The organism is Gordonia sp. C13 (assembly GCF_023218005.1).
GTDB lineage: Bacteria > Actinomycetota > Actinomycetes > Mycobacteriales > Mycobacteriaceae > Gordonia > Gordonia namibiensis.
In genome coordinates this window covers 19,383-42,471 of the sequence record NZ_JALPSY010000016.1, presented here as the reverse complement: position 1 = coordinate 42,471, position 23,089 = coordinate 19,383, and the positions used below count along the sequence as shown (strand labels likewise).

19 protein-coding genes and 2 pseudogenes are annotated in these 23,089 nt (G+C 66.4%); 5 read left to right on the top strand and 16 right to left on the bottom strand.

The genetic code is table 11. The features are described from left to right. Positions 1-266 precede the first annotated feature (266 nt). On the top strand, positions 267-1,169 hold the full coding sequence (locus M1L58_RS13970) for a hydroxymethylglutaryl-CoA lyase (protein WP_248659342.1): 903 nt from the start codon (positions 267-269) through the stop codon (positions 1,167-1,169). Positions 1,170-1,203: 34 nt separating this feature from the next. Here M1L58_RS13970 and M1L58_RS13965 read toward each other — a convergent pair whose 3' ends face one another. The 3 genes from M1L58_RS13965 to M1L58_RS13955 all read right to left on the bottom strand — a co-directional run bounded on the left by M1L58_RS13965 (position 1,204) and on the right by M1L58_RS13955 (position 4,298). Beyond that, on the bottom strand, positions 1,204-1,650 hold the full coding sequence (locus tag M1L58_RS13965; RefSeq protein ID WP_006358695.1) for a universal stress protein: 447 nt from the start codon (positions 1,648-1,650) through the stop codon (positions 1,204-1,206). Between the two features lie 177 nt (positions 1,651-1,827). Beyond that, complete coding sequence (uvrB, locus tag M1L58_RS13960; RefSeq protein WP_040536675.1) at positions 1,828-3,984, bottom strand: excinuclease ABC subunit UvrB; 2,157 nt, start codon at positions 3,982-3,984, stop codon at positions 1,828-1,830. A gap of 20 nt (positions 3,985-4,004) precedes the next feature. After that, positions 4,005-4,298, bottom strand: coding sequence for a hypothetical protein (locus M1L58_RS13955; protein WP_248659341.1), 294 nt, complete (start codon positions 4,296-4,298; stop codon positions 4,005-4,007). Between the two features lie 49 nt (positions 4,299-4,347). On the opposite strand from M1L58_RS13955, the gene M1L58_RS13950 reads away from it, so the two are divergent. Next, positions 4,348-4,932 (top strand): DUF402 domain-containing protein, encoded by a 585-nt coding sequence (locus M1L58_RS13950; protein WP_248659340.1) that lies wholly within the window; start codon positions 4,348-4,350, stop codon positions 4,930-4,932. A gap of 25 nt (positions 4,933-4,957) precedes the next feature. Here the strand turns inward: M1L58_RS13950 and M1L58_RS13945 are convergent, their stop codons facing one another. The 8 genes and pseudogenes from M1L58_RS13945 to M1L58_RS13910 form a co-directional block, all read right to left on the bottom strand. Then, positions 4,958-5,176 (bottom strand): hypothetical protein, encoded by a 219-nt coding sequence (locus M1L58_RS13945; protein ID WP_248659339.1) that lies wholly within the window; start codon positions 5,174-5,176, stop codon positions 4,958-4,960. Between the two features lie 14 nt (positions 5,177-5,190). Beyond that, positions 5,191-6,087: a dephospho-CoA kinase gene (coaE, locus tag M1L58_RS13940; protein WP_248659338.1), complete on the bottom strand. Its 897-nt coding sequence runs from the start codon at positions 6,085-6,087 to the stop codon at positions 5,191-5,193. A 63-nt stretch (positions 6,088-6,150) separates the two neighbouring features. Then, on the bottom strand, positions 6,151-7,380 hold the full coding sequence (aztD, locus tag M1L58_RS13935; RefSeq protein WP_248659337.1) for a zinc metallochaperone AztD: 1,230 nt from the start codon (positions 7,378-7,380) through the stop codon (positions 6,151-6,153). Between the two features lie 67 nt (positions 7,381-7,447). Continuing rightward, on the bottom strand, positions 7,448-8,197 hold the full coding sequence (locus M1L58_RS13930; protein WP_248659336.1) for a TetR/AcrR family transcriptional regulator: 750 nt from the start codon (positions 8,195-8,197) through the stop codon (positions 7,448-7,450). Positions 8,198-8,342: 145 nt separating this feature from the next. Continuing rightward, a complete protein-coding gene (gene rpsA, locus M1L58_RS13925; RefSeq protein ID WP_005201078.1) occupies positions 8,343-9,809 on the bottom strand; it encodes a 30S ribosomal protein S1 in 1,467 nt (488 codons plus the stop codon). A 303-nt stretch (positions 9,810-10,112) separates the two neighbouring features. After that, positions 10,113-11,784: pseudogene (locus tag M1L58_RS13920) on the bottom strand (CotH kinase family protein). Positions 11,785-11,789: 5 nt separating this feature from the next. Next, positions 11,790-12,466 (bottom strand): annotated as a pseudogene (locus M1L58_RS13915) (DUF4956 domain-containing protein). Between the two features lie 20 nt (positions 12,467-12,486). Further along, entirely contained in the window at positions 12,487-13,389 is a 903-nt protein-coding gene (locus tag M1L58_RS13910; RefSeq protein WP_248659335.1) for a polyphosphate polymerase domain-containing protein, read from the bottom strand. A 243-nt stretch (positions 13,390-13,632) separates the two neighbouring features. On the opposite strand from M1L58_RS13910, the gene M1L58_RS13905 reads away from it, so the two are divergent. From M1L58_RS13905 to M1L58_RS13895, 3 genes are all read left to right on the top strand, one after another. Beyond that, positions 13,633-14,208 carry a 2'-5' RNA ligase family protein gene (locus M1L58_RS13905; protein WP_248659334.1) on the top strand — a complete coding sequence of 192 codons (576 nt, stop codon included), beginning with the start codon at positions 13,633-13,635 and terminating at the stop codon, positions 14,206-14,208. A gap of 72 nt (positions 14,209-14,280) precedes the next feature. Then, positions 14,281-15,429: a class I SAM-dependent methyltransferase gene (locus M1L58_RS13900; RefSeq protein WP_248659333.1), complete on the top strand. Its 1,149-nt coding sequence runs from the start codon at positions 14,281-14,283 to the stop codon at positions 15,427-15,429. Positions 15,430-15,500: 71 nt separating this feature from the next. Continuing rightward, complete coding sequence (locus tag M1L58_RS13895) at positions 15,501-16,358, top strand: class I SAM-dependent methyltransferase (protein ID WP_248659332.1); 858 nt, start codon at positions 15,501-15,503, stop codon at positions 16,356-16,358. 38 nt (positions 16,359-16,396) lie between these two features. Here the strand turns inward: M1L58_RS13895 and M1L58_RS13890 are convergent, their stop codons facing one another. The 5 genes from M1L58_RS13890 to polA form a co-directional block, all read right to left on the bottom strand. Further along, the gene (locus tag M1L58_RS13890; protein WP_006867706.1) at positions 16,397-17,170 is read right to left on the bottom strand and encodes an amino acid ABC transporter ATP-binding protein; all 774 of its coding nucleotides are present in this window, start codon (positions 17,168-17,170) and stop codon (positions 16,397-16,399) included. Then, entirely contained in the window at positions 17,167-18,144 is a 978-nt protein-coding gene (locus M1L58_RS13885) for an amino acid ABC transporter permease (protein WP_006867705.1), read from the bottom strand. The genes M1L58_RS13890 and M1L58_RS13885 overlap by 4 nt, the downstream gene beginning before the upstream one ends. A gap of 1 nt (position 18,145) precedes the next feature. After that, positions 18,146-19,084 (bottom strand): ABC transporter substrate-binding protein, encoded by a 939-nt coding sequence (locus M1L58_RS13880; protein WP_248659331.1) that lies wholly within the window; start codon positions 19,082-19,084, stop codon positions 18,146-18,148. Positions 19,085-19,192: 108 nt separating this feature from the next. Beyond that, positions 19,193-20,281 carry an isocitrate/isopropylmalate dehydrogenase family protein gene (locus tag M1L58_RS13875; protein ID WP_248659330.1) on the bottom strand — a complete coding sequence of 363 codons (1,089 nt, stop codon included), beginning with the start codon at positions 20,279-20,281 and terminating at the stop codon, positions 19,193-19,195. Then, positions 20,281-23,028 carry a DNA polymerase I gene (gene polA, locus M1L58_RS13870; protein ID WP_248659329.1) on the bottom strand — a complete coding sequence of 916 codons (2,748 nt, stop codon included), beginning with the start codon at positions 23,026-23,028 and terminating at the stop codon, positions 20,281-20,283. Before polA ends, M1L58_RS13875 begins: the two co-directional genes overlap by 1 nt. Positions 23,029-23,089: the final 61 nt, after the last annotated feature.

Below are 23,089 nucleotides of genomic sequence, written 5' to 3'. Positions count from 1 at the left end.
TTCGCCGAACAGCCACGAATCATACGCTTTACATCCCTTTTGAGATCGAAAGTGATACAGCGCATCTCACGTCTGAGAGCCTCGTCACATCCGGCGCCGCACAGGCGTGGCAGGTGGGACCTCATCAGTCCCTTAGAGCCACACGAGCAACTCACGTCACACCGAAGACGCCGGGTTGCGGTTTGGATTCGGTCGTTCGACCGACATCTGCCCGAGGGAAGGAATCTCGTCACACCAGGTGTCCGCGACGGGGCAAGATTGGGGGCATGACGAGCGTGCAACTGGTCGAGGTCGGCCCCCGCGACGGCCTCCAGAACGAGCAGACCCTCCTGTCGGTCGACGACAAGGTCGAGTTGATCTCGCGCAGTGTCGACGCCGGCGTCCGACGCGTCGAGGCCGTCAGTTTCGTCAATCCGAAGCGGGTTCCGCAGATGGCCGGCGCCGAGGAGGTCATGGCCCAGGTTCCGCGCGTCGACGGCGTCTCCTACATCGGTCTGGTCCTCAACCGCCGGGGTCTCGACCGTGCCCTCACCGCCGCCGTCGACGAGGTCAACGCGGTGGTTGTCGCGACCGAGGAGTTCAGCCGGCGGAATCAGGGCTGCAGCGTCGACGAGGGCATCGCCGCGGCGATCGACGTCGTACATGATGCCCGCGAGGCCGGACTACGGACGACGGTGACCATCGCGGTGTCGTTCGGCTGCCCGTTCTCCGGGGAGGTCGCCCCCGAGTGGATCGGCGAGATCATCGCGCGCCTGACCGACGGCGCGGCACCGGACGAGATCGCCCTGGCCGACACCGTCGGCGTCGGCGTCCCGGCACAGGTGCGCACAGTCGCCGACCTGGCGGCCGCACACGCACCGGGTATCCCTCAGCGCTGGCATTTCCACAACACCCGCAACACCGGCTACGCCAATGCGCTGACGGCCCTGGAATGCGGGGCCGGCGCTCTGGACGCGTCCATCGGCGGTTTCGGCGGTTGCCCGTTCGCCCCGGCCGCGACGGGCAACATCGCGTCGGAGGACCTGCTCTATGCGCTGGACCGGTCGAACGTCACGACCGGCGTCGACATGTACGGCCTGATCGAGGCCGCGGAATGGCTGGGCAGGTCCCTGGAAAAGAGTGTCCCCGCTCTCCTCGGGCGCGCCGGAGGTTTCCCGGACGCCCGCTGAGGCGGGGACGCTCGTTGCGTTCGTGTGCGGGTGACTAACCCGTGGTGTGCACGATCAGCACGTCACATGCCGACTTGCGTGCCACGTCGGCCGGAACCGATCCGAGAAGGCGCCCGGCGATCGAGTTCAGGCCGCGGTTACCGACGACGAGGAGGTCGGCCTTGACGTCGCTCACGAGCTGGAGCAGCGCGTCGACCGGAGCACCCTTGACGGGGCGCTGGACGACGGTGGCGGCTCCGGCCTTGGACGCACGCTCTTTCGCGGTCCGCAGGATCTCCTCGGTCGGCGTCGAGCCGGTGACCTGGTAGGCCTCGTCCTTGAGGATGTCGGCGGCCTCCCCTGCACCACGCTCGTTGGGGAAGTATGCGCACGCGATCACCAACTGCGCGCCTTCGCCCGCGAGTGCCCCCGCACGTTCCACCGCCTTCATCGACGACTCCGAGCCGTCGGTCCCGACGACGATGGTCTCGTATGCGCTCATCCCAACCTCCGACATGAATTCGCCTCGCTGCCCATCAGCGAGGCGTCACCTACATCCCCCATACTGCAGGGTTCTATCACCGGGACATTAGTTTGCCGCGGCGTGTCTGTCCGCCGATCGTGGCGATCGGCACATGGACGCGATCTTGTGTCTTCGACGGGATCGCAGGTCACGGCCCTACTTGATGCCCGCTGCGTCCATTCCTCGAAGCTCCTTCTTCAGGTCGGCGATCTCGTCTCGCAGGCGGCCCGCCAGCTCGAACTGCAGGTCGCGGGCCGCGCTCATCATCTGATCGGTCAATTGCGACACGAGATCTGCGAGCTCGGCGCGCGGCATGGCCGAGACATCGCGCTTCTCGATCACGCCCGCACTGCCGGCCTTGGACACCTCGCCCTGCGCCCGGCGGCCGCGGCTCGCGTTGCGGCCCGAACCGCCGACCGCAACCGCCTCGTCCTCGGCTTCTCGATACACCTGGTCGAGGATGTCGGCGATCTTCTTGCGCAACGGCTTCGGGTCGATGCCGCGCTCCTTGTTGTAGGCGATCTGCTTCTCGCGGCGGCGTTCGGTCTCCTCGATCGCGTTGGCCATCGAGTCGGTGATCTTGTCCGCGTACATGTGCACCTCACCCGACACGTTGCGGGCCGCACGGCCGATCGTCTGGATCAACGACGTGGTGCTGCGCAGGAACCCTTCCTTGTCCGCATCGAGGATCGCCACCAGCGAGACCTCCGGGAGGTCGAGACCCTCGCGGAGGAGGTTGATGCCGACGAGGACGTCGTAGTCACCCGACCGGAGCTGGCGCAGCAACTCGACACGACGCAGGGTGTCGACCTCGGAATGCAGGTACCGCACCCGGATGCCGAGTTCCAGCAGGTAGTCGGTGAGGTCCTCGGCCATCTTCTTGGTGAGCGTCGTGACGAGGACGCGTTCGTCGCGTTCGGTGCGCTGCCGGATCTCGTGGACCAGGTCGTCGATCTGCCCCTTGGTCGGTTTCACCACGACTTGCGGGTCCACGAGACCGGTCGGGCGGATCACCTGCTCGACGAACTCGCCGTTCGACTGACCGAGTTCGTACGGTCCGGGCGTCGCCGACAGGTACACGGTCTGACCGATGCGGTCGACGAACTCATCCCACGTCAGCGGGCGGTTGTCCACCGCCGACGGGAGCCGGAAGCCGAACTCGACGAGGTTGCGCTTGCGGGACATGTCGCCCTCGTACATGCCACCGATCTGCGGGACGGTCACATGCGACTCGTCGATGACCAGGAGGAAGTCCTCCGGAAAATAGTCGATCAGCGTCGCCGGTGCACTCCCGGCCGAACGACCGTCGATATGGCGCGAATAGTTCTCGATGCCCGAGCAGAATCCGACCTGGCGCATCATCTCGAGGTCGTAGGTGGTCCGCATCCGCAGGCGCTGGGCCTCGAGGAGCTTGCCCTTGCCCTCGAGCTCGGCAAGCCGTTCCTCGAGTTCCTGCTCGATCGACGCCATCGCGCGTTCCATCCGCTCCGGCCCCGCCACGTAGTGGGTGGCCGGGAAGATCCGCAGCGAGTCGACCTGACGCACGACGTCGCCGGTGAGCGGATGCAGGTAGTAGAGCGATTCGACCTCGTCGCCGAAGAACTCGATGCGCACCGCGAGTTCCTCGTAGGACGGGATGATCTCGACGGTGTCGCCGCGGACGCGGAAGCTGCCGCGGGTGAACGCCGTGTCGTTGCGGGTGTACTGCACGTCGACGAGCAGCCTCAGGAGGGCGTCGCGGTCGATCTCCTGTCCCACCTCGAGCTCGACCGAACGATCGAGGTACGACTGCGGCGTACCGAGGCCGTAGATGCAGGACACCGACGCCACCACCACGACGTCGCGGCGGGACAGCAGACTCGAGGTCGCCGAGTGGCGGAGTCGTTCGACGTCGTCGTTGATCGACGAGTCCTTCTCGATGTAGGTGTCGGTCTGCGCGATGTACGCCTCGGGTTGGTAGTAGTCGTAGTACGACACGAAGTACTCGACGGCGTTGTTGGGCAACATCTCGCGCAACTCGTTCGCCAGCTGCGCGGCAAGGGTCTTGTTGGGTGCCATCACCAGCGTGGGGCGCTGCACCTGCTCGATGAGCCACGCCGTCGTCGCCGACTTACCGGTACCGGTGGCACCGAGGAGCACGATGTCCTTCTCCCCCGCCTGGATCCGTGCGGTCAGATCCTTGATCGCGGCGGGCTGGTCACCGGCGGGCTCGTACTCGCTGACCACCTCGAAGCGGGCTTCGGTGCGCTCGATCTCGCCGATCGGACGGAACTCGGAGTGCGCGAGCACCGGACGTTCTGCTGCAAAAGCCATAGTGCCAGGGTAAACGCGCACTACGACACGAGTGTTCCCGCGCGGTCTGCGGCCCGCCGCCCGACGAGCGCCCAGAGCAGCACGACGGACGAACACACCGGAATCGGCCGGCCGGTCACCGCGAACAACGCGATGTCCCCGATCAGCGCGAACGGGACGACCCGCGGACCCGGTACCGGCGCCTTCACCCGCGGCCTGCCGGGCACGCGAGACCACGGCTTGGCCACCGACAGCCAGCCCGTGATGAGGAACTTCACCAGGACCCAGCGGTGGATTAAGAAGCCCGACGGGGTGGTGCGCACATCGGGGAACATCTCCCATGTTCACCCTGAGATCGGCTGCCGGCCGAACTACATTCGGGGAATGACGAGCAACAGCGGTCCCATGACGACCGCGCCGGCCGGACCCCACTCGATGCACCCGCCCAAGCGGGAGGTCTTCGATGTGCCCGCGATGACGAACACCGACAACAAGGGATTCATCCGGGAGGTCGAGGAGTACCGCGTCACCGACTACGGCCTCTACATGTCGCGCTCCGCACCGGGCCACCCCAAGTTCGACCATCTCGAGTCGTGGCTTCTCCCCTCACTGGGTTTGCGCGCCAACATCTTCCACTACCAGGGCGGGTATCGGGCGGATCAGCGCCTCTACCTCGACATCGGCCGGTTCTCCGGTCCCGACGAACACGGCCGCTGGTACGCAGAGGACTGGTACCTCGACCTCGTCGACGTTCCGGGATCACCATTGGAACTCATCGACGTCGACGAGGTCTTCGAAGCGCACCGCTGCGGACTGCTCGACAACGACCAGTGCGTGGAGGCCGTCGAGATCGCGACCCGCGCGCTCGTCGGGGCGGCCGCACACGGCAACGATGTACAGGCCTGGCTCGACGACGCGGTCGGCGGCGTGGTGTTCTTCCGGGACCATCGCCCCGATCACGCGCGGTGATTCGGCAGGACGGCCGACGACGGACTCAGTAGGTGGGCAGCACGAAACACGCGCCGTTCCGGATGAATTGCGGCAGTTGCACTCCCGTCCCCACGTCGACGGTCCGCGTCTTGACCACCCCGTCGAGGTTCGCGGCGAGCACGTACCGTCCGGGGGCCGAGGGCCGCCAGGTCGGGGTGACCTCGACGGCGGTGGGCCTGGCGTTGTAGATCGTCACGGTGCGGCCCGCCCGCGTGGATGTCACCTCAGTTTGGCCCCTCAGTCGGTTGTGACCCGAACTGTCGCGGGCCGCCCCGGATCGCAGGAACCGTGAACACCGGGACCGGCGGGCGCGAACCCGCCGTCGGCAAGAAGATCGACGAGATCTGCGGACGCGGCGTCGTCACGCGCGGTGATCCGGAGCTCGACCTTCGCCGCGTCGGTGATCTCGACGGCGGTCGCCCGCTCCCCGGCGATCGCCCACAGCCGATTGACCAGACGCCCCGCCGGACCATCCGGATTCGGTTCGGCGGCAATGAGTTCGGAGACCGGATCAGCGACCCGGCGCGCGCGGACGTTGGCCTCGAACGGCACCAGCCGATCGTCCCAGACCCGCGCCGCGGCAGCAGCGAGATCATCGGCCGTTCCGGAGTTGTCCAGCCAGACGTCGGCGACCGCACGACGCTGCTCGTCGGTGGCCTGCGCGGCGATCCGAGCACGCGCGTCGGCCTCGTCGACGCCGCGCATCGTCGTGAGGCGATGCAGTCGGACGTCGGCGTCGGCGAACACGATCACCACGAGATGGAAGAACGGCGCAGTGTGGTTCTCGACCAGCAGGGGGATGTCCTGGACGACGATGGCGTCGTCGGGGGCCGCCGCGAGCAGTTCCTGCGTGCGCGCACCGATCAGCGGGTGGGTGATCCCGTTCAGCGTCTTGCGCGACTCCTCGTCGACGAATGCCTTTGCCGCGAGAGCCGGACGGTCGAGGCTGCCGTCGGCGGCCAGGATGTCCGAGCCGAAGGCCTCGACGAGTCCGGCGAGACCTTCCGAACCGGGTTCCACCACCTCGCGGGCGATCTTGTCCGCGTCGATGATGTACGCGCCTCGTTCGACGAAAGTCTTCGCCACGGTCGATTTGCCGGCGCCGATGCCACCGGTCAGTCCAAGCCTGATCACGCCACCAGTCTGGCAAACAGGTTCCTGACCGGTGCACACCGGCGCCCCGTGTGTCGTGCCGGCTCAGCCGGTGACCGCGACGAGTTCGATGGTCTCGTGCGGCAGGGTGGCCTCGCCGACCTTCTCGCCCATGTTCAGATCGACCGCGACGATCTTCTTCGACGCGGGTTCACTGACGTACGCGATGCGGTCCTGCACCACGACATTGGGCATCGGCGACTGCCATTCGTCGGGTTCGGCCCACTCCCCGATCGCCGGGATGCGGGCGGTGCGGTTCCCGGATTGCGCGTCGAAGACGTGTAGCGCGCCGTCGGTCCCGAGGATCACCGCGGACCCGCCGGGGCCACGTTCGAGCGACCGGAAGCTGTAGGAGGCGTCGAGGTCGACCAGTCGGAGGTCGCCCGTTCGGGTGTCGGTCAGCGAAAAGCGTGTCGGCCGTTCGAGTTCGGCGCCCTCGTCGCTCTTGTAATCCCCCAGCACGACCGGGGAACCGTGGTCGCCGGCCTGGTTCCCGATGCGGCCGTATGGATCCGGGCTGGCCACCTTGCGGATGTTGTTGCCGTCGACGATCAGGATGCCGTCTTCGCAGCCGAAGGTCAGGCGACCGTCGGCTGCGGCGGCCTCGCCGTGCACGCCGGGGCATTCGTCGTTGCGTGCGATCTCGTTCCGCTGTTTGTCCAGGATCGCGATACCACTGCGCGATTCCTCGTCGCCGCGCGTGACGACGACCGATCCGTCGCCGCGGAACACGGCCACACCGTGATGGGGTTGCGGGACCGTGAACGTGGTGGCCACCGGATTGCCGCGCAGCAGTTCCGCGGGTTCGACGATGTCGACCTGCCCGGTGCCGTCACTGAACAGAGTGATACGCGAGTCGTGGACCACGACGTGTCCGGGTTCGGTTCCGCCGAAACGCATCCCGGTGAGCGAGGGCTGGGTCGTGTAGTGGTGACCGTGGTCGCCGTGCGCCTTGGTCCAGGTGCCGGCGTCGAGGACCCGGAACCCGTCGGCCTCGGAGACGAAGACGTGCCGCCCGTTGCCTGCGCTGTTCAGCCGGACGAATCCGTCGACGGGAAGGTCGGCGACCTGATCGAGCGAGGTGGCGTCGAGCACGAGGATCCCGCCGTCGTAGCTGAGTGCGAGTCGCGGTGTCGCGCTTTGCTGTTCCGCGGGTCCGCTCGAGGATTCGGCGGGCGGGGCCGCCTGCTCGGTGTCGCCGCAGGCGACGAGCGCGATGGAGGACGCCGCGAGCAGCGCCAGGGAACGGGTCAGAGTTGTTCGAGGTGATAGCACTCGGACAGTCAACCGTCTAATGAAAATGATTGTCAACAACGCATGGTTGCCGACGTTGTGAATGGAGTCAGTCCTCCCCGATCAGCGGCGCCAACCCGTCGAGGAGTCGCTCGAGGCCGAAATCGAACACCTCGTCGGGAGCTCCCGGCGCCTGATGATGCTCGCCCGCAACGGTTCCCACGCGATCGGCAAGCGGGAACTCCCCGTCGGGTATCACCGCGTCGAGTTCGGGTGCGACAACCTCCCACCACTCCACGTCGGTCATGCCGCTGTCGGCCACCGCCGCATCGGCTGCCAGCGCCTCCCGGGCATTGCCGGTCACGAAGGCGGACAGGAGACCGAGGATGTGGTCGCGGTCGAGGTCCGAGATGTCCAGCGGTTCGAGTACTTCGAGCTGGCGTTCGTAGCGCGCGAGGCGATGGGGGCCGAGAACCTGTCGCCACGGATTGGCGTCGATCAGCCAGGGATGCGCCAGGTATTCGGCGCGCAGATGGTGTGCGATCTCGGCGAGGGATTGCCGGACGGTCGAGGCCGGGCCGGGCATCGGGTCGCCGGCGACATGGTCCACCATGAGCGCGACCAGGACGTCTCGCGTGGGCACGTAGGTGTAGAGGGTCATCGGGCCGACGCCGAGCTCGGCGGCGAGAGTCCGCATCGACACCGCGGCCAGTCCGCGCTCGTCGGCGAGCGCGATCGCCTTGCCGACGACCTCGTCGACGGTGACCCGTTGGCGCGGACCACGCCTGGGCGCCTGCGGTTCCCCGCGTCCACGCCACAGCAAGCGAACCAGTGTCCGGACATCGTCGGCTGTCGACATGGTGCACCTCCTCTCCGTACGGCGTACGAGATCAACACCGTACCCAGTGGGCGGCGGATTGTCCGACAGCAAACGAAAAGCCCTCCCGGGAATCCCGGGAGGGCTTTCGTGTGCTCAGTGCAGATCTACTGCGGGAGCAGTGCTATCAGGCGTTGCCCGACAGCTTCTCGCGCAGAGCGGCGAGCTGCTCGTCGCTGGCCAGCGAACCGCCGGTGGAAGCGCCACCGGTGTTCGACGAGCCACCGCGGCTCTCCGAGGCCGACGAGTAGTCGGTCGGGGCGTTGGCAGCCTCGGCTGCGGCAGCGGCGAACTTCTCCATCTGGGCGGTGTGCATCTTGTGGCGACGCTCGGCCTCGGCGTACCGGGCCTCCCATGCCTCACGCTGCTTCTCGAAGCCTTCGAGCCATTCGTTGGTCTCGGCGTCGAAGCCCTCGGGGAAGATGTAGTTGCCCTGCTCGTCGTAGCTGTCGGCCATGCCGTACTTCGAGGGGTCGAACTCCTCGGTGTAGTCCTCGTTGGCCTGCTTGAGGCTCAGCGAGATACGACGACGCTCGAGGTCGATGTCGATGACCTTGACCATCGCATCGTCGTTGACGGCGACGACCTGGTCCGGGACCTCGACGTGGCGCTCGGCCAGCTCGGAGATGTGGACCAGACCCTCGATGCCCTCGTCGACGCGGACGAACGCACCGAACGGCACCAGCTTGGTGACCTTGCCCGGGACGATCTGACCGATCGCGTGGGTGCGGGCGAACTGACGCCACGGATCTTCCTGGGTGGCCTTGAGCGACAGCGAAACACGCTCGCGGTCCAGATCGACGTCGAGGACCTCGACGGTGACCTCGTCGCCCACGGCGACGACCTCGGACGGGTGATCGATGTGCTTCCAGGACAGCTCGGAGACGTGGACCAGACCGTCGACGCCGCCGAGATCGACGAACGCACCGAAGTTGACGATCGAGGACACGACGCCCTTGCGGACCTGGCCCTTCTGCAGCTGGTGCAGGAACTCGCTGCGGACCTCGGACTGGGTCTGCTCGAGCCATGCACGACGCGACAGGACCACGTTGTTGCGGTTCTTGTCGAGCTCGATGATCTTGGCCTCGATCTCCTTGCCGATGTACGGCTGCAGATCGCGGACGCGACGCATCTCCACGAGCGATGCCGGGAGGAAGCCGCGCAGGCCGATGTCCAGGATCAGGCCGCCCTTGACGACCTCGATGACGGTGCCCTTGACGGCCTCGTCCTTCTCCTTGAGCTCCTCGATGGTGCCCCAAGCCCGCTCGTACTGCGCACGCTTCTTGGAGAGGATCAGACGGCCTTCTTTGTCCTCCTTGGTGAGGACCAGGGCCTCGACCTCGTCACCGACGTTGACGACCTCGTTGGGGTCAACATCGTGCTTGATCGACAGTTCGCGCGAAGGAATGACGCCTTCGGTCTTGTAACCGATGTCGAGCAGAACCTCGTCCCGATCGACCTTGACGATGGTGCCCTCGACGATGTCGCCATCGTTGAAGTACTTGATCGTGGAGTCGATGGCGGCGAGAAAGTCCTCGGCAGTGCCAATGTCATTGATGGCTACTTGCGGCGAGGTGATCGTGGGGGACGACATATGTTGAGTTGCTCCGGACAGGTGTGTAGTAGGTACAGTGCTTGACGTATTGATCGGCACAAAACCCCTGATCAGAAGCATTTCGATCGGGGCGTGTGCCTGTCGCGCGTCATCGAGCGCACGCGCGTTCTCCAAGCCTACTCCAGCGGGATTGTGCTGGGCAAATGCCCTTGAGACGGCCCCTCCCGCACAGCCTGTGACGAACTCCTGTGAGTGACGACCGACACGCCGGACGGTAGTGATCCGTTCCCCTTCGAGCGCGTCGACAAGAGTGTGTGGTCACATTCTGCACCGCATCGGTGGCTAATCACGCTGTGACGCGGGCGCCGCGGTGCGATCCGCGATCCACGACCGCAGCGATTCGACCGCTTCCTCTCGGTCGCCCGCCGACAGTTTGTCGGTGACCGGCACGGCTTCCGCGACACCGTCGAGTACCGAGTCGGCGAGCCCGTCGGCGTAGATCTGGTCGTACAGCTCCCAGTAGGTGGAGCGGTACAGATCGACGAATGCTCCCCCAGGTTCGGTCGCCGCGGCGAGGAAACGGGTCTTCAACGGGTTCTTGACGTCACGCAGAGCTGGCGGTCGCGCCCCGCCGGGTCCTGCTCCCTCGGGCGGAGACATGGTGTCTGCCGCCGGCTGCTTGCCGTCTGCCGCGGGCTGCGGGCCACCGGAGCCGGGCGGCTGCTGTCCGCGGCGGCCGCCCATGGGTCCGATGGAGACCTCGTCGTCGGGTTCGGCACCGGGGTCCCCGTTCATCGCGAGATTGAGATCCCAGGAGACGACGGTGAACTTCTTCGACTCGAGGTCGTACCAGAGGTAATAGTTCTGGCCCGGCCCGCTCATGTCGTCCCCGTTGCCCAGCAGATTCTGCGTCGCCACGTAGCGCGCGAAGGACTTCACGTCGACCCACTGGTCGAGTTCTTCGGCGAACTCCCGGTCGTCGGCAGAGTCGAGCCAGCGGGCGAGGTTGATGACCGGCTGAAGATTGCCGTTGCCGACCGAGTTGATCTGTACGAACTGCTCGGCGTAGTCGGACTGGTCGTCCCCGACGTACTTCAGCCTCGAGTTCGCATCGGCCTTGTAGAGGTATCCCTTCGAGTCGAAGAGGCTCTCTGCATAACTGGCGTCAGGGTGCTCGAGGACCAGCTTGCTGGCGGTGGCGCTGCCGTTGATCGAGTAGGTGACGTAACCGTAGCGCTGCGACGCCTGGCCGGTCTGGGCTGTCACGGACAGCGCGGTCGCCTCGTTCACGACCGGACTCCCCGGCCGCACCGACAGTTCGGTCATGCCCTGATATGCGCGACCGTCGAAATACTCGTCGAAACTGAGCAGCAAGGGCAACGAGGTCGGGTCGTCTTTCGACACCTGCGTCATCGTCTTACGCATCCGTTCCATGGCGGCGGGATCGAGTGCGGCGGGATCGAGTGCGGCGGGATCGAACCCTGGCGGCGCCTGTCCCGGTACCACGTCTGCTCCTCCGGGAGGCCCCGGCGGACCCCCCCGTCCGATCCCCACCCGGACCGAATCCTCCGCCGCGCAGACCCATCAGCGTCGAATTGCCCTTGAGTCGGACAGCCACGTCGTCGAGACGGGTGCCGTCGATCACGACGTCGGCGGCGACCCAGTCCTTGCTGCCGTCCTTCTCGAACGACGACAGCAGCGACCGGTACTCCGCATCGGTCATGTCGATGGTCAGCTCGTGGGAGACCGACGGATCGAACAGGTCGACGTTCCCGGCGACGTTCGTCGTGATCTCCGAGGCGATGACATCCGCGTCCCCGGTGATGAACGGCCGGATCTTCCACCCGCCGAACACCGTTGCCATCACGAGGACGAAGACGACGAACGCCACCGGCCACTTCCAGTGCTGGCGGAGCGACCGTGGGATACGGTGTCGCAACCGCGCACGTGGTGGAGTCGGACGCGCGGTTTCTGCGGGAGCCGCGGGAGTACGGTCGTCGGGACTGTCGGGCATCGCTGTCAGATGTCCGTCTGGTCGTAACCGGTCAGCACGGTGACGCGCTGTCCGGTGTTGACCACGCTCAGCGCGGAGATCAGCTCACCCGGCTTGGTGCCCTTCTTCAGCTGGGCCGTGTAATACAGCTCCGACAAGGCCCCGGAGCGAACGGATTCGGTGGACACGAGCTCGAATTCCTTGCACTTGTCGATCAATACGTCCTCGACGCGGGCGGTGTACTCGGGTTCCGGCGGAACCTGGACCTTGACGACCTGACGCTGGACGTCGAGTTTGAACCAGTTGAACTTGCTCATCAGCACCATCACCAGGCAGATCGCGACGGTGGCCGCGATCGCCAGGACATAGAAGCGGGTACCGGTGGTCATGCCGATCGCCATGACCAGGAAGATGAAGCCGACGTCGCGGGTTCCTTGATGGCGTTGCGGAATCGCACCACAGACAACGCGCCGACGAGCGCGAACGCCCGGGCGATGTTCGATCCGACCACGAGCATGATCAGCGACACCACCATGCCGACGATCACCAGGGTCTGGACATAGGACTGGCTGTAGGAGACGTTCTTGTGGGTCAGCCGGTAGACCCAGCCGATGATCGCCGACAGGACAAAGGACAGCGATAGCGACACGATGATGTCGAGGGTGGTGAATGTGCCACTGAGGTCTTGGATCTCGAAGTTCATTGTCTGCTTTCAGCAATTGTCTAGAGCGTGCTGAAAAGGTCGTCGGGCACCCGGTCGTGTTCGCCCGGCAGGATGATCAGTTCCGGTGCACCGACAATCGACCTCGGCGCCAACCCGAAGGCCTGGATCGACTGGCAGTACTTGGACACCCGGATCACCGACATGTCCATCCGGGCGGTCAGGTCGGTGGCCCAGTACGGCACCCGTTCGTTGGCTTTGAGTTCGACGATCGCCAGGCGCGGTGGGATCGTGAAGCGGTTCTGGGCTTTCGAACCGAAGTAGAAGTCGCCGTCACGACCGTGCACCTTGTGATCGATGGTCACCCGGAGTCCGAGATCGGCGTCGCGACCGACAAAGGCCTCACGTAGATATCCGGTGGTGACCGTCGGCCGGAGGTCGAGGTTTCCGATCAGTGTGGTGACCTCTTCGACGAACGGCCTCTGCGAGTCGTCGCATTCGATCATCTGACGGTCGTCGAGCCAGCTCCGCGCGATGCCGTAGGGCATGGCGGTGCGTCGTTTCTGGGTGACGCGATTGACCCGCTGTTTGATCTCGATCTGCACCGGGGTCTCCTCGGTGCATGCCGCGGGATCGCCGTACAGCCGCATCCGCAGCTTCCGTCGGAACTTGAGTCCTTCGATCTTCTCCCAGTAGAAGCGCAGATCCGGGGTGTCGTAGTACAGGGACGTGACCGGATATCCACCTACCGGAGAGTGCGGGTCGGAGTCCATACGCGCAGCCAACTCTCGACGCAGTTCAGGCACGCGCATCTCGTCGACGAAGTACTTGATCTCGTAGCGATTGAAGGCGTGGAGTCTGCTGGCGGTCTCCTGGAAGCCGGACGCGCGTGCAGGTGTGGGCGGGTCCCCGTCGGTCGATGATTCGTCACCGCCGGCCCGTTTGAACCAGCTCGTGATTCCCACGCTTCTCCTCGGCGGCCACACGCTCGGCGGCCGCAGATCACCCGTTCGGAACTCGTCCACTTCATCAGATGAACCTTCGGAAACGGTGCGGTGAAACTGGGAAGTTGCTGTCAGCTCTGACCTGGTCGAACACAGCCAGCGTCGAGAGCCCTGGAGTCACGGAAGGCAGACACGTCGCTCGCCTGCCGGCGATCGTGAACCGAACCGCCGGGCGCTGCACGGGAGCTCTGGTTGACTACATCCGTGGTACATTCGATCGAGTTGTTACCCGACGACGACACCGACGCCTGGGTGCGGCGCCGCTGGTCGGCGCTCGCCGGAGTCGGCCTTCCCAGCGCGCAGCGCGTGCGCTCGGACACCAACCGTCCACACGTCACCCTCCTGGCGGCGCGCCACATCACCTCCGCCGCCGACGCCGCCCTCGGTGGCGCCGCTCAGCGCCTACCGTTGCGATGCATCATCGGGGCACCAGTCGTGTTCGGTCACGGCTCCCGCCACACCCTGGCATTGCTCGTCGTCCCCGGGGCCGAGCTGCTGTCGCTTCACGCCCAGGTGTCACGCACGGTTCGCGGTCACACGGTTCACCCGGACGACGTCGCGGCCGGGATCGACAACCCGAGCACCTTTGCCCATGTCGAGCCGGGCGGATGGACCCCGCACATCACCCTGGGCCGCCGCCTCACCTACCACCAGGTCGGCGAGGCACTCGCCACGCTCGAACCACTGGGTGAACCCGACCGCGTCTGCACCTTCACCACGTTGCGACGCTGGGATCCCGACGCCGGAACCGAGTACGTGGTCGCCGGCCGGGCCTGCTGACCTGCAGGGATGGGACCCGAGTCGGAACCGCTCCGTGACCGGTCCGTGAGCCGACGCTGACATCGTTCCAGAATGACGATCACCCCCGACAGCACCCCACCTCCCGGGCAGGACGCAGACAGTACGAACGCAGACCGCACCGGAGTCGTCTCCGCGGCACCGACCGCCGACGAATTCGCCGAGCGATTCCTCACCTCCACCCTGGCAACCGCGGAAACGATGAGCGTCTACCTCGGGGAGCGCCTCGGCTGGTACCGATCCCTCGCCGATCACGGCCCACTGACCGCTGATGACCTCGCCGCCCGGACCGCCACCGACGCACGGTACGCGCGCGAATGGCTCGAGATGCAGGCCGCCTACGGCATCCTCGAGGCCGACATGTCCGGGACCACAACGACATTCGACATCTCCCCCGGTGTCGCCGAAGTCCTCACCGATACCGCCAGTCTCAACTATCTCGGTGCGCTACCGCGGATGTTCGCCGCGTCGTTCGGCCGGTTGCCGGAACTGCTCGACGCCTACCGCACCGGCGGAGGTGTCAGTTGGGAACAGTTCGGCACCGACGCACGCGAATCGCAGGCCGCCCTCAACCGGCCGTGGTTCGAGTCCCGACTCGCACCCGCTCTCGCCGGTGTGCCCCACATTCACGAACTTCTGTCCCGACCAGGTGCCCAGGTCCTCGACATCGGGTTCGGCGCCGGATACTCGACGATCGCACTCGCCCGTGCCTACCCCGACGCCAGGCTCATCGGCCTCGACATCGACGCCGATTCCGTGCAGATGGCGCGGCGGAACGCCGAGGCCGCCGGGCATGCCGACCGGGTGCACTTCGAGATCGCCGGCGGAGAGGAAGCCACTCGGCGCGGCCCGTTCGACGCCGCCTTCGCCTTCGAATGCCTCCACGACATGCCCCGGCCCGTCGAGGTTCTCACCGCGGCGCGGCAGGCTCTCGCGCCCGGGGCACCGATGATCGTCATGGACGAAGCAGTGTCCGACAAGTTCTCCGGTCCCGCAGACGAACTCGACAAACTCATGTACGGGTTCTCGCTGTTCGTCTGCCTACCCGACTCGATGAGTTCACCGCCGTCGGCCGCCACCGGCACCGTCATGCGCCCCTCGACCCTGCGGTCCTACGCCGAACAGGCCGGTTTCCGGAGCGTCGAGGTGCTGCCGATCGAGGACTTCGCCTTCTTCCGGTTCTACGAACTCCGCACCGGTTGACATTCGGCCCGCTCGCTCCGCTCCCGGCACCGGTTGGCTCGTCGACCGACCCCGAGCAATATCATCGCAGCATGCCGACCGACGACGACCGCGAGAGCACCACCGCGCAGGAGACCTCCGTGAGGCCGCCGCGCATCCTGGGCGACGTCGACTCCGCGACGAGTGACCGAGCAAGCCGTTGGTGGTGGGACCACGACGCGGAGAACTACCACGACGAGCACGGCGCCTTCCTCGGCACGTACACCGGTGGTGGTGACTTCGTCTGGTGCCCGGAGGGCGTCCGCGAGTCCGAGGCCGGACTCCTCGGCGAGATCGAGGGCCGTACGATCCTCGAGATCGGTTGCGGCTCAGCGCCGTGCGCCCGCTGGCTCGCCGCTCACGGCGCTCGTGCCGTCGGCGTCGACCTGTCCCGGCGCATGCTCGGGATCGGTCTCGACGCCATGGACGCCGACGAGGTGCGCGTGCCGCTGATCCAGGCGACCGCCGAGACCCTGCCCTTCGCCGACGAGTCCTTCGACACCGTCTGCTCCGCGTTCGGGGCAATCCCCTTCGTCGCCGACTCCGCCGGCGTCATGGCCGAGGTCGCGCGGGTCCTGAAGCCCGGTGGCCGTTGGGTTTTCGCGGTCAACCACCCGATGCGCTGGATGTTCCTCGACGACCCCGGCCCCGAGGGGTTGACCGTACGAATCCCCTACTTCAACCGCACGCCGTACACCGAGACCGATCCGAACGGGCAGATCACCTACGTCGAACATCATCGAACCATCGGCGACCGCGTCCGCGAACTACGCGCCGCCGGGTTCGTCCTCGACGACATCGTCGAACCCGAGTGGCCAGACGACCACGACCGCGAATGGGGCCAGTGGAGCCCGTTCCGCGGACGCTACTTCCCCGGCACCGCGATCTTCTGCAGCCACAAGCCCGGATAACCGCGGATACGCCCGGCTTCTCAGAGCAACTTCGAGTCTCAGAGCAACTTGGACAGGAACTCCCGCGTCCGCTCCTCCTGCGGGTTCGCGAGGAGTTCGCGTGGGTCGCCCTTCTCCACGACGACGCCGCCGTCCATGAAGACCAGCTGGTCGGCGACCTCGCGCGCGAAGCCCATCTCGTGGGTCACGACCATCATGGTCATGCCCGACGCGGCGAGTTCACGCATCACCTTGAGGACGTCGCCGACGAGTTCGGGGTCGAGCGCCGAGGTCGGCTCGTCGAAGAGCATGAGCTTGGGTTCCATCGCGAGAGCGCGGGCAATCGCGACGCGCTGCTGCTGACCGCCCGACAGCTGCGCCGGGTAGGCGTCGGCACGGTCGGACAGACCGACCCGCTCCAGCAGGTACTCGGCGCGTTCGATCGCCGCCGACCGCTGCTCCTTCTTCACCTGGATCGGTGCCTCGATAACGTTCTCGAGAGCCGTCCGGTGCGGGAACAGATTGAAATGCTGGAACACCATGCCGATGTCGCGGCGTTGCGCGGCAGCGTCTTTGGCACTCATCTCGTAGAGCTTGCCGTTGCGTTCGCGGTAGCCGATCAGGTCGCCGTCGACGTAGAGGCGGCCGGCGTTGACGACGTCGAGATGGTTGACGCACCGGAGGAACGTCGACTTGCCCGAGCCCGACGGGCCGATCAGACACGTCACCTCGCCCTTGGCGACCTCGAGCGAGATGCCCTTGAGGACCTGGACCGAACCGAAGCTCTTGCACACCCGGTCGGCGAGGACCATCGGTGTCTCGGCGGAACTCATGCGTTCTCTCCCCCGGTCGTGCGGCCGGCTCCCGGTCCGTCCGGGAGGTCGTCGGCCGCGGCGGTCTGTCCGTCGGCCATCGCCTTGAGTTGGCGTGCGGTCAGTGCACGGGTGGCACCCCGCGAGTAGTAGCGCTCCACGTAGTACTGGCCGACCATCAGGATGCTGGTGACGACGAGGTACCAGGTGGAGGCGACGAGCAGCAGCGGGATCGGCTCGAAGTTGACGCCGGAGATGTCACGCACGCGCCCGTAGAGGTCGAGGGTCAGCGGAACCGCCGCCACGAGGCTGGTCGTCTTGAGCATGGAGATCAGCTCATTGCCGGTGGGCGGGATGATCACCCGCATCGCCTGCGGCAACACGGTGCGGCGCATGGTCTGCGCCCACGACATGCCCAGAGCGATCGACGCCTCGGACTGACCCTCGCCGACCGATGAGACACCTGCGCGCACGATCTCGGCCATGTAGGCGGCCTCGTTGAGAGCGAGGCCGATGACCGCGAACAGGAAAGCGGCGTTGAGCGTCTGGATGTCGAAGGACGCGAACTGGTGGACGAACGGGATGCCGACGTCGATCTGCTTGTAGATCGCGGGGAACAGCCCCCAGAAGACGAGCTGCACGTAGACGGGAGTCCCACGGAAGATCCACAGGTACACCCAGGCGGTGCCGCGCAGCACCGGGTTCGGCGAGAGGCGCATGATGGCGAGCGCGACGCCGAGGACGATCGCGATGGTCATCGCGAGCACCGTGAGGGCCAGGGTGTATCCGACGCCGGACAACACGCGCTGGTCGAACATGTATCGCGCGTAGGTGCCCCACGCGTAGGCCTTGTTGGTGGCGGCTCCGTAGATGAAGAGCCCCGCCAGCACGAGGATGATGACGGCGGCGACCCATTGACCCGGTCTGCGGAGCGGTACCGCCTTGATCGGTTCGGGCTCGCCGGCCGTGGTGGTGTCGGTCTGCGGTGAGGTCATCTCAACTCACCGCCCCGTTGATGACGGAGACATCGATCATGCCCTCCTGCAGGCCCCAGTTGGCCGCGATCTCTTCGTACTGTCCGTTGTCCATCAGGTACTGGACCGCCTTCTGCATCGCAGGTCCCAGCGGTGAGCCCTTGCGCACCGCCCATCCGTACGGCGCCGAATCGAACAGTTCACCGGCCGCCTTCAGCTTTCCGTTGGTGCGTTTGATGGCGTAGGCGGTGACCGGTGAGTCGGCCGACATCGCCTCGACCCGACCGAGGATCAGGGCGTTGACCGCCTCGTCCTGGCTGTCGAATTTCACCTTGTCGATCGGCCGGAGACCCTTCGCGACGCATTCGGCACTCTTGGCCGGGATCTCGTCGGTGTCCTCGTAGGTCGTGGTCTGCACGGCAACCCGCCGGCCGCACGCATTCGCCGGGTCGATGATCTCGTCGGAGTCCGCGGACTGCGCCCACTGCACGCCTGCGCTGTAGTAGGTCACGAAGTCGACCTGCTTCTCCCGCTCGAGAGTGTCGGTGAACGACGACATCCCCACCTGATAGGTGCCGGCCTGGACCGACGGGATGATGGTGTCGAACTGCGATTCCTTGTACACCGGTAGCAGATTGAGCACCTTGCCGACGGCGTTCATGAGGTCGACGTCGTAGCCGATGATCTTGCCGTCCGGCCCCTTGAACTCGTTGGGTTGATAGGGCACGTTGACGCCGACCACCAGACGCCCGGTGCGCGCGATCTCAGGTGGTACGAGCGCCGCGATCGCCGGCACCTTCTCCACGTCGACATTGATCGGCGTTACCTGGTTGGCGCGTTCCCGTTCCTCGTTGTTCACACATCCGGTGAGGATGACCGCGAACGTGAGGAACACGCCGAGCAGTTGGGCCACGCGCGACCGGACACAGCGCTGGTCGACCCGCGTCGAGGCCCGTTCCACAACACATCCCTTCGATGACGTACAGATCACCTGATCAGACCAACTCACTGTAGTTTGCACCGGCCTCGGCGGCTGGCTACCGGGAGTTCACGCATGTCCACGCGCGCGTCACGCGACACCGGTCCGCCGCGCCACCTCGTAGGCGAACTCGCTGGTCGACGCCGTCCCGCCCAGGTCAGCGGTCGCGATCGAGGCCGCGAGGGTGTCGGCGACCGCGGAATCGATCCGGTCGGCCGCAGCGACGAGGGCCGGGTCGTCGGTCATCAGCCCGAACCGCCGGAACCCCATCGACACCGACGCGATCATGGCGACCGGGTTGGCGACACCGCGTCCGGCGATGTCGGGGGCGGCACCATGCGTTGCCTGTGCCATCACCTGGGTCGTCGAGCAATTGACCGAACCGGCGATGCCGAGCGAGCCGGCGAGCTCGCCGGCCAGATCCGACAGGATGTCGCCGAAGAGGTTCTCGGTGACGACGACGTCGAAGTCGGCGGGGCGGCGCACGAGCAGCGCCGCCACGGCGTCGACGTGTTGTTCGGTGATCTCGACGTCGGGGAACTCCTTGCCGACCTCCCGGCATGCGTCGCGGAACAGCCCGGTCGTCAGGCGCAGCACATTCGCCTTGTGCACGATGGTCGCCCGAGCCGGGCCCCCCGACGCCGCGCGGGCGCGTGCGGCTTCGAAGGCGACCCGTGCGATGCGCTCACTCGCCGCGCGGGTCACGAGCCCCACGGCCAGCGCGACATCGGGGGTCGGCATGAACTCACCGCTCCCGACTGTCATGTTGCGGTCGGCGTACAGGCCCTCGGAGTTCTCCCGGACGATCAGCACATCGATGCCGGGCGCGGTCGCCGGCACCCCCGAAAACGCCTTGGCAGGACGAAGATTCGCGAAGAGCCCGTACCGGGTGCGCAGTACTGCGCCCGGGGTCCGGCTGCTGTGCTCGGGCGGATACGACGCCGAATCGTGCGGTCCGACGATCCAGAGACCCAGATCGTCGAGCGCCGACAGAGTCGTCCCGGGAACCGGGTCGCCGTGCGAGGCGATGGCGGCGGCGCCGAACGGGAGTTCGTCCCAGTCGATCCGGAAGTCCTCGGCCGCGGCGGCCGCATCGGCGACCGTGATGGCGGCGGGCACGATCTCGAGACCGATACCGTCGCCGGTGAGAACGCCGACCCGCCTGGGCGACGAGACCATCAGTGGGCCGCGTCGTCCCAGGACCGACCGAACCCGACCGACACCTCGAGCGGGACCGACAGCGTGATGGCGTTGCCCATCTCCTCGCGCACCGCGGCCTCGACCGCGTCGCGCTCGCCTGCCGCTACCTCGACCACCAGTTCGTCGTGGACCTGCAGCAGTACCCGCGAAGTGAGCTTCTCGGCGAGGAAACGCTTGTGCACGTTGATCATCGCGACCTTGATGATGTCGGCGGCCGTACCCTGGATGGGCGCGTTGAGCGCCATCCGCTCCGCGGACTGGCGTCGTTGCCAGTTGTCGCTGTTCAGATCGGGCAGGTAACGCCGGCGGCCGAACAGCGTCGCGGTGTACTCGTTGCGCCGGGCTTCGGCGACCACGTCGTGCAGGTAGTCACGCACACCACCGAACCGCGCGAAGTATGCCTCCATCTGGTCCTTGGCCTCGTCGCGGCTGATCTTCAGCTGTGCGGCGAGCCCGAAAGCGCTGAGGCCGTAGGCAAGTCCGTACGACATGGCCTTGACGCGGTGACGCATCTCGGTGGTCACCTCGTCGATCGGCACCCCGAAAGCACGCGATCCGACGAAGTTGTGCAGGTCCTCGCCGGTGTTGAAGGCCTCGATCAGACCTTCGTCCTCCGACAGGTGCGCCATGATCCGCATCTCGATCTGGCTGTAGTCGGCGGTCATCAGGCAGTCGTAGTTCACGCCCGACGCCTGATCCGTCCCCACGACGAAGCCGCGACGGATCTCACGTCCGGCCTCGGTGCGGACCGGGATGTTCTGCAGGTTCGGCTCCGTCGACGACAGGCGTCCGGTGGCGGCGATGGTCTGGTTGAAGGTCGTGTGGATGCGACCGTCGTCGGCCACCGACTTCAGCAGACCGTCGACGGTGACCTTCAGCCGCGTGGCGTCGCGGTGTTCGAGAAGGTGGGCGAGGAAAGGATGCTGGGTCTTCTCGTACAACGACTGCAACGCGTCGGCGTCAGTGGTGTAACCGGTCTTGGTCTTCTTGGTCTTCGGCATGTCGAGTTTGTCGAAGAGCACGGTCTGCAGCTGTTTCGGCGAACCGAGGTTGATCTGTTCGCCGATGACCTCGTAGGCGGACTCGGCGGCCGCACGGATGCGGTCGTTGAACATCTGTGCCAGCGCGTTGAAGTGGTCGACGTCGACGGCGATGCCGGCGGCCTCGAGGTCGGCGAGCACGAACGACAGCGGCAACTCCATCTCGGTGAGCAGCGGCTTGGAGTCGATGCGGTCGAGTTCGGTGTCGAGGGTGTCGGCGAGCTCCTGCACCGCGCGCGCCTCGAGCATGTGCTGTTCGGCGACCTTGCCCTCGGTGTCGTCGTCGAGCAGCGACATCTGGCCATCCCCCGCACCGGTGTCGGCGCGCAGCTCACGGCGCAGGTAGCGCAGGGCGAGGTCGTCGAGGTTGAAGGTCCGCTGCCCGGGGCGGACGAGGTATGCGGCCAGCGAGGTGTCGCTGGTCACGCCGTCGAGCTTCCACCCGCGCGAGCGGAGCGCGTGTACCGCCCACTTGGCCTCGTGTACGGCCTTGAGCGCCTGCGGGTCGGCGAGCCAGTTGGCCAGCGCTGCATCGTCTTCCGGCGTCAGGGTGGTCACGTCGACATACGCCGACGTGCCGTCGGCCGCCGCGATCGCCAGCCCGGTCGGGTCGGACCCCACGACGACGTGCGGCGCGGTCACCGCGAGACCGGTTCGGCCGGTCCGAGCGTGTTCGTTCAGCCATCCCGCGACCTCGCCGGCGCCGAGGACCGAACCGTCGAGATCGAACCCCGCCTCGGCCTCCGGCTCGACCGAGCTCAGGGTCGAGAACAGTCGGTCGCGCAGCACGCGGAACTCGAGGTCGTCGAAGAGCTGGTGGATGCGGTCGCGATCCCAGCCGACCATCGCGAGGTCTTCGGGGCCCGCGGGAAGCTGCATGTCGCGGATGAGTTCGGTGAGCTGACGGTTGGTCTGCACCGAGGCCAGATTCGCGCGCAGCGCATCGCCGACCTTGCCCTTCACCTCGTCGACGTGATCGACGAGCGAGGCCAGCGACCCGTACTCGCGAATCCACTTCGACGCGGTCTTCTCCCCCACACCCGGGATGCCGGGCAGGTTGTCGCTGGGGTCGCCGCGCAGGGCCGCGTAGTCGGGGTACTGGGCGGGGGTGAGACCGTACTTCTTCTCCACCTCTTCAGGAGTGAAGCGGGTGAGGTCCGAGACTCCCTTGCGCGGGTACAGCACGGTGGTCGACGGATCGACCAGCTGCAGCGAGTCGCGGTCGCCGGTGACGATCAGGACCTTGAAGCCCTGTTCGCGCGCCTGGGTCGCGAGGGTGGCGATGATGTCGTCGGCCTCGAAGCCCTCGATCGCCATGACCGTGACGCCCAGCGCGTCGAGGACCTCCTTGGTGAGGTCGACCTGCCCGTTGAACTCGTCGGGCGACTTGGAGCGCTGCGCCTTGTACTCGGGGAACATCTCCGAACGGAACGTCTTACGCGAGACGTCGAAGGCGGCCGCGATGTGCGTGGGTTCCTCGTCGCGCAGCAGGTTGATGAGCATCGAGGTGAAGCCGTAGACCGCGTTGGTGGTCTGCCCGGTGGCCGTCTTGAAGTTCTCGGCCGGAAGCGCGAAGAACGCCCGGTATGCCAGGGAATGCCCGTCGAGGAGCATGAGAACCGGTTGTTTGGTCTTGCCCTTGCTTCCGGTACGGGTGGCTGCCGGGGAACTCTGCGCTGGACTCACAGTCGCTGAGTCTAGTGATCCGTCCCGACACCCGGACCCGCCCCGCCCGAGGTCGGCAGAC

What these genes read in the sequence shown, in the direction of transcription:
- M1L58_RS13970 (WP_248659342.1), top strand. Translation starts at nt 267, where the DNA reads ATGACGAGCGTGCAACTGGTCGAGGTCGGCCCCCGCGACGGCCTCCAG.
- M1L58_RS13965 (WP_006358695.1), bottom strand. Translation starts at nt 1,650, where the DNA reads ATGAGCGCATACGAGACCATCGTCGTCGGGACCGACGGCTCGGAGTCG.
- uvrB (WP_040536675.1), bottom strand. Translation starts at nt 3,984, where the DNA reads ATGGCTTTTGCAGCAGAACGTCCGGTGCTCGCGCACTCCGAGTTCCGT.
- M1L58_RS13955 (WP_248659341.1), bottom strand. Translation starts at nt 4,298, where the DNA reads ATGTTCCCCGATGTGCGCACCACCCCGTCGGGCTTCTTAATCCACCGC.
- M1L58_RS13950 (WP_248659340.1), top strand. Translation starts at nt 4,348, where the DNA reads ATGACGAGCAACAGCGGTCCCATGACGACCGCGCCGGCCGGACCCCAC.
- M1L58_RS13930 (WP_248659336.1), bottom strand. Translation starts at nt 8,197, where the DNA reads ATGTCGACAGCCGACGATGTCCGGACACTGGTTCGCTTGCTGTGGCGT.
- rpsA (WP_005201078.1), bottom strand. Translation starts at nt 9,809, where the DNA reads ATGTCGTCCCCCACGATCACCTCGCCGCAAGTAGCCATCAATGACATT.
- M1L58_RS13900 (WP_248659333.1), top strand. Translation starts at nt 14,281, where the DNA reads ATGACGATCACCCCCGACAGCACCCCACCTCCCGGGCAGGACGCAGAC.
- M1L58_RS13895 (WP_248659332.1), top strand. Translation starts at nt 15,501, where the DNA reads ATGCCGACCGACGACGACCGCGAGAGCACCACCGCGCAGGAGACCTCC.
- M1L58_RS13890 (WP_006867706.1), bottom strand. Translation starts at nt 17,170, where the DNA reads ATGAGTTCCGCCGAGACACCGATGGTCCTCGCCGACCGGGTGTGCAAG.
- M1L58_RS13885 (WP_006867705.1), bottom strand. Translation starts at nt 18,144, where the DNA reads ATGACCTCACCGCAGACCGACACCACCACGGCCGGCGAGCCCGAACCG.
- M1L58_RS13875 (WP_248659330.1), bottom strand. Translation starts at nt 20,281, where the DNA reads ATGGTCTCGTCGCCCAGGCGGGTCGGCGTTCTCACCGGCGACGGTATC.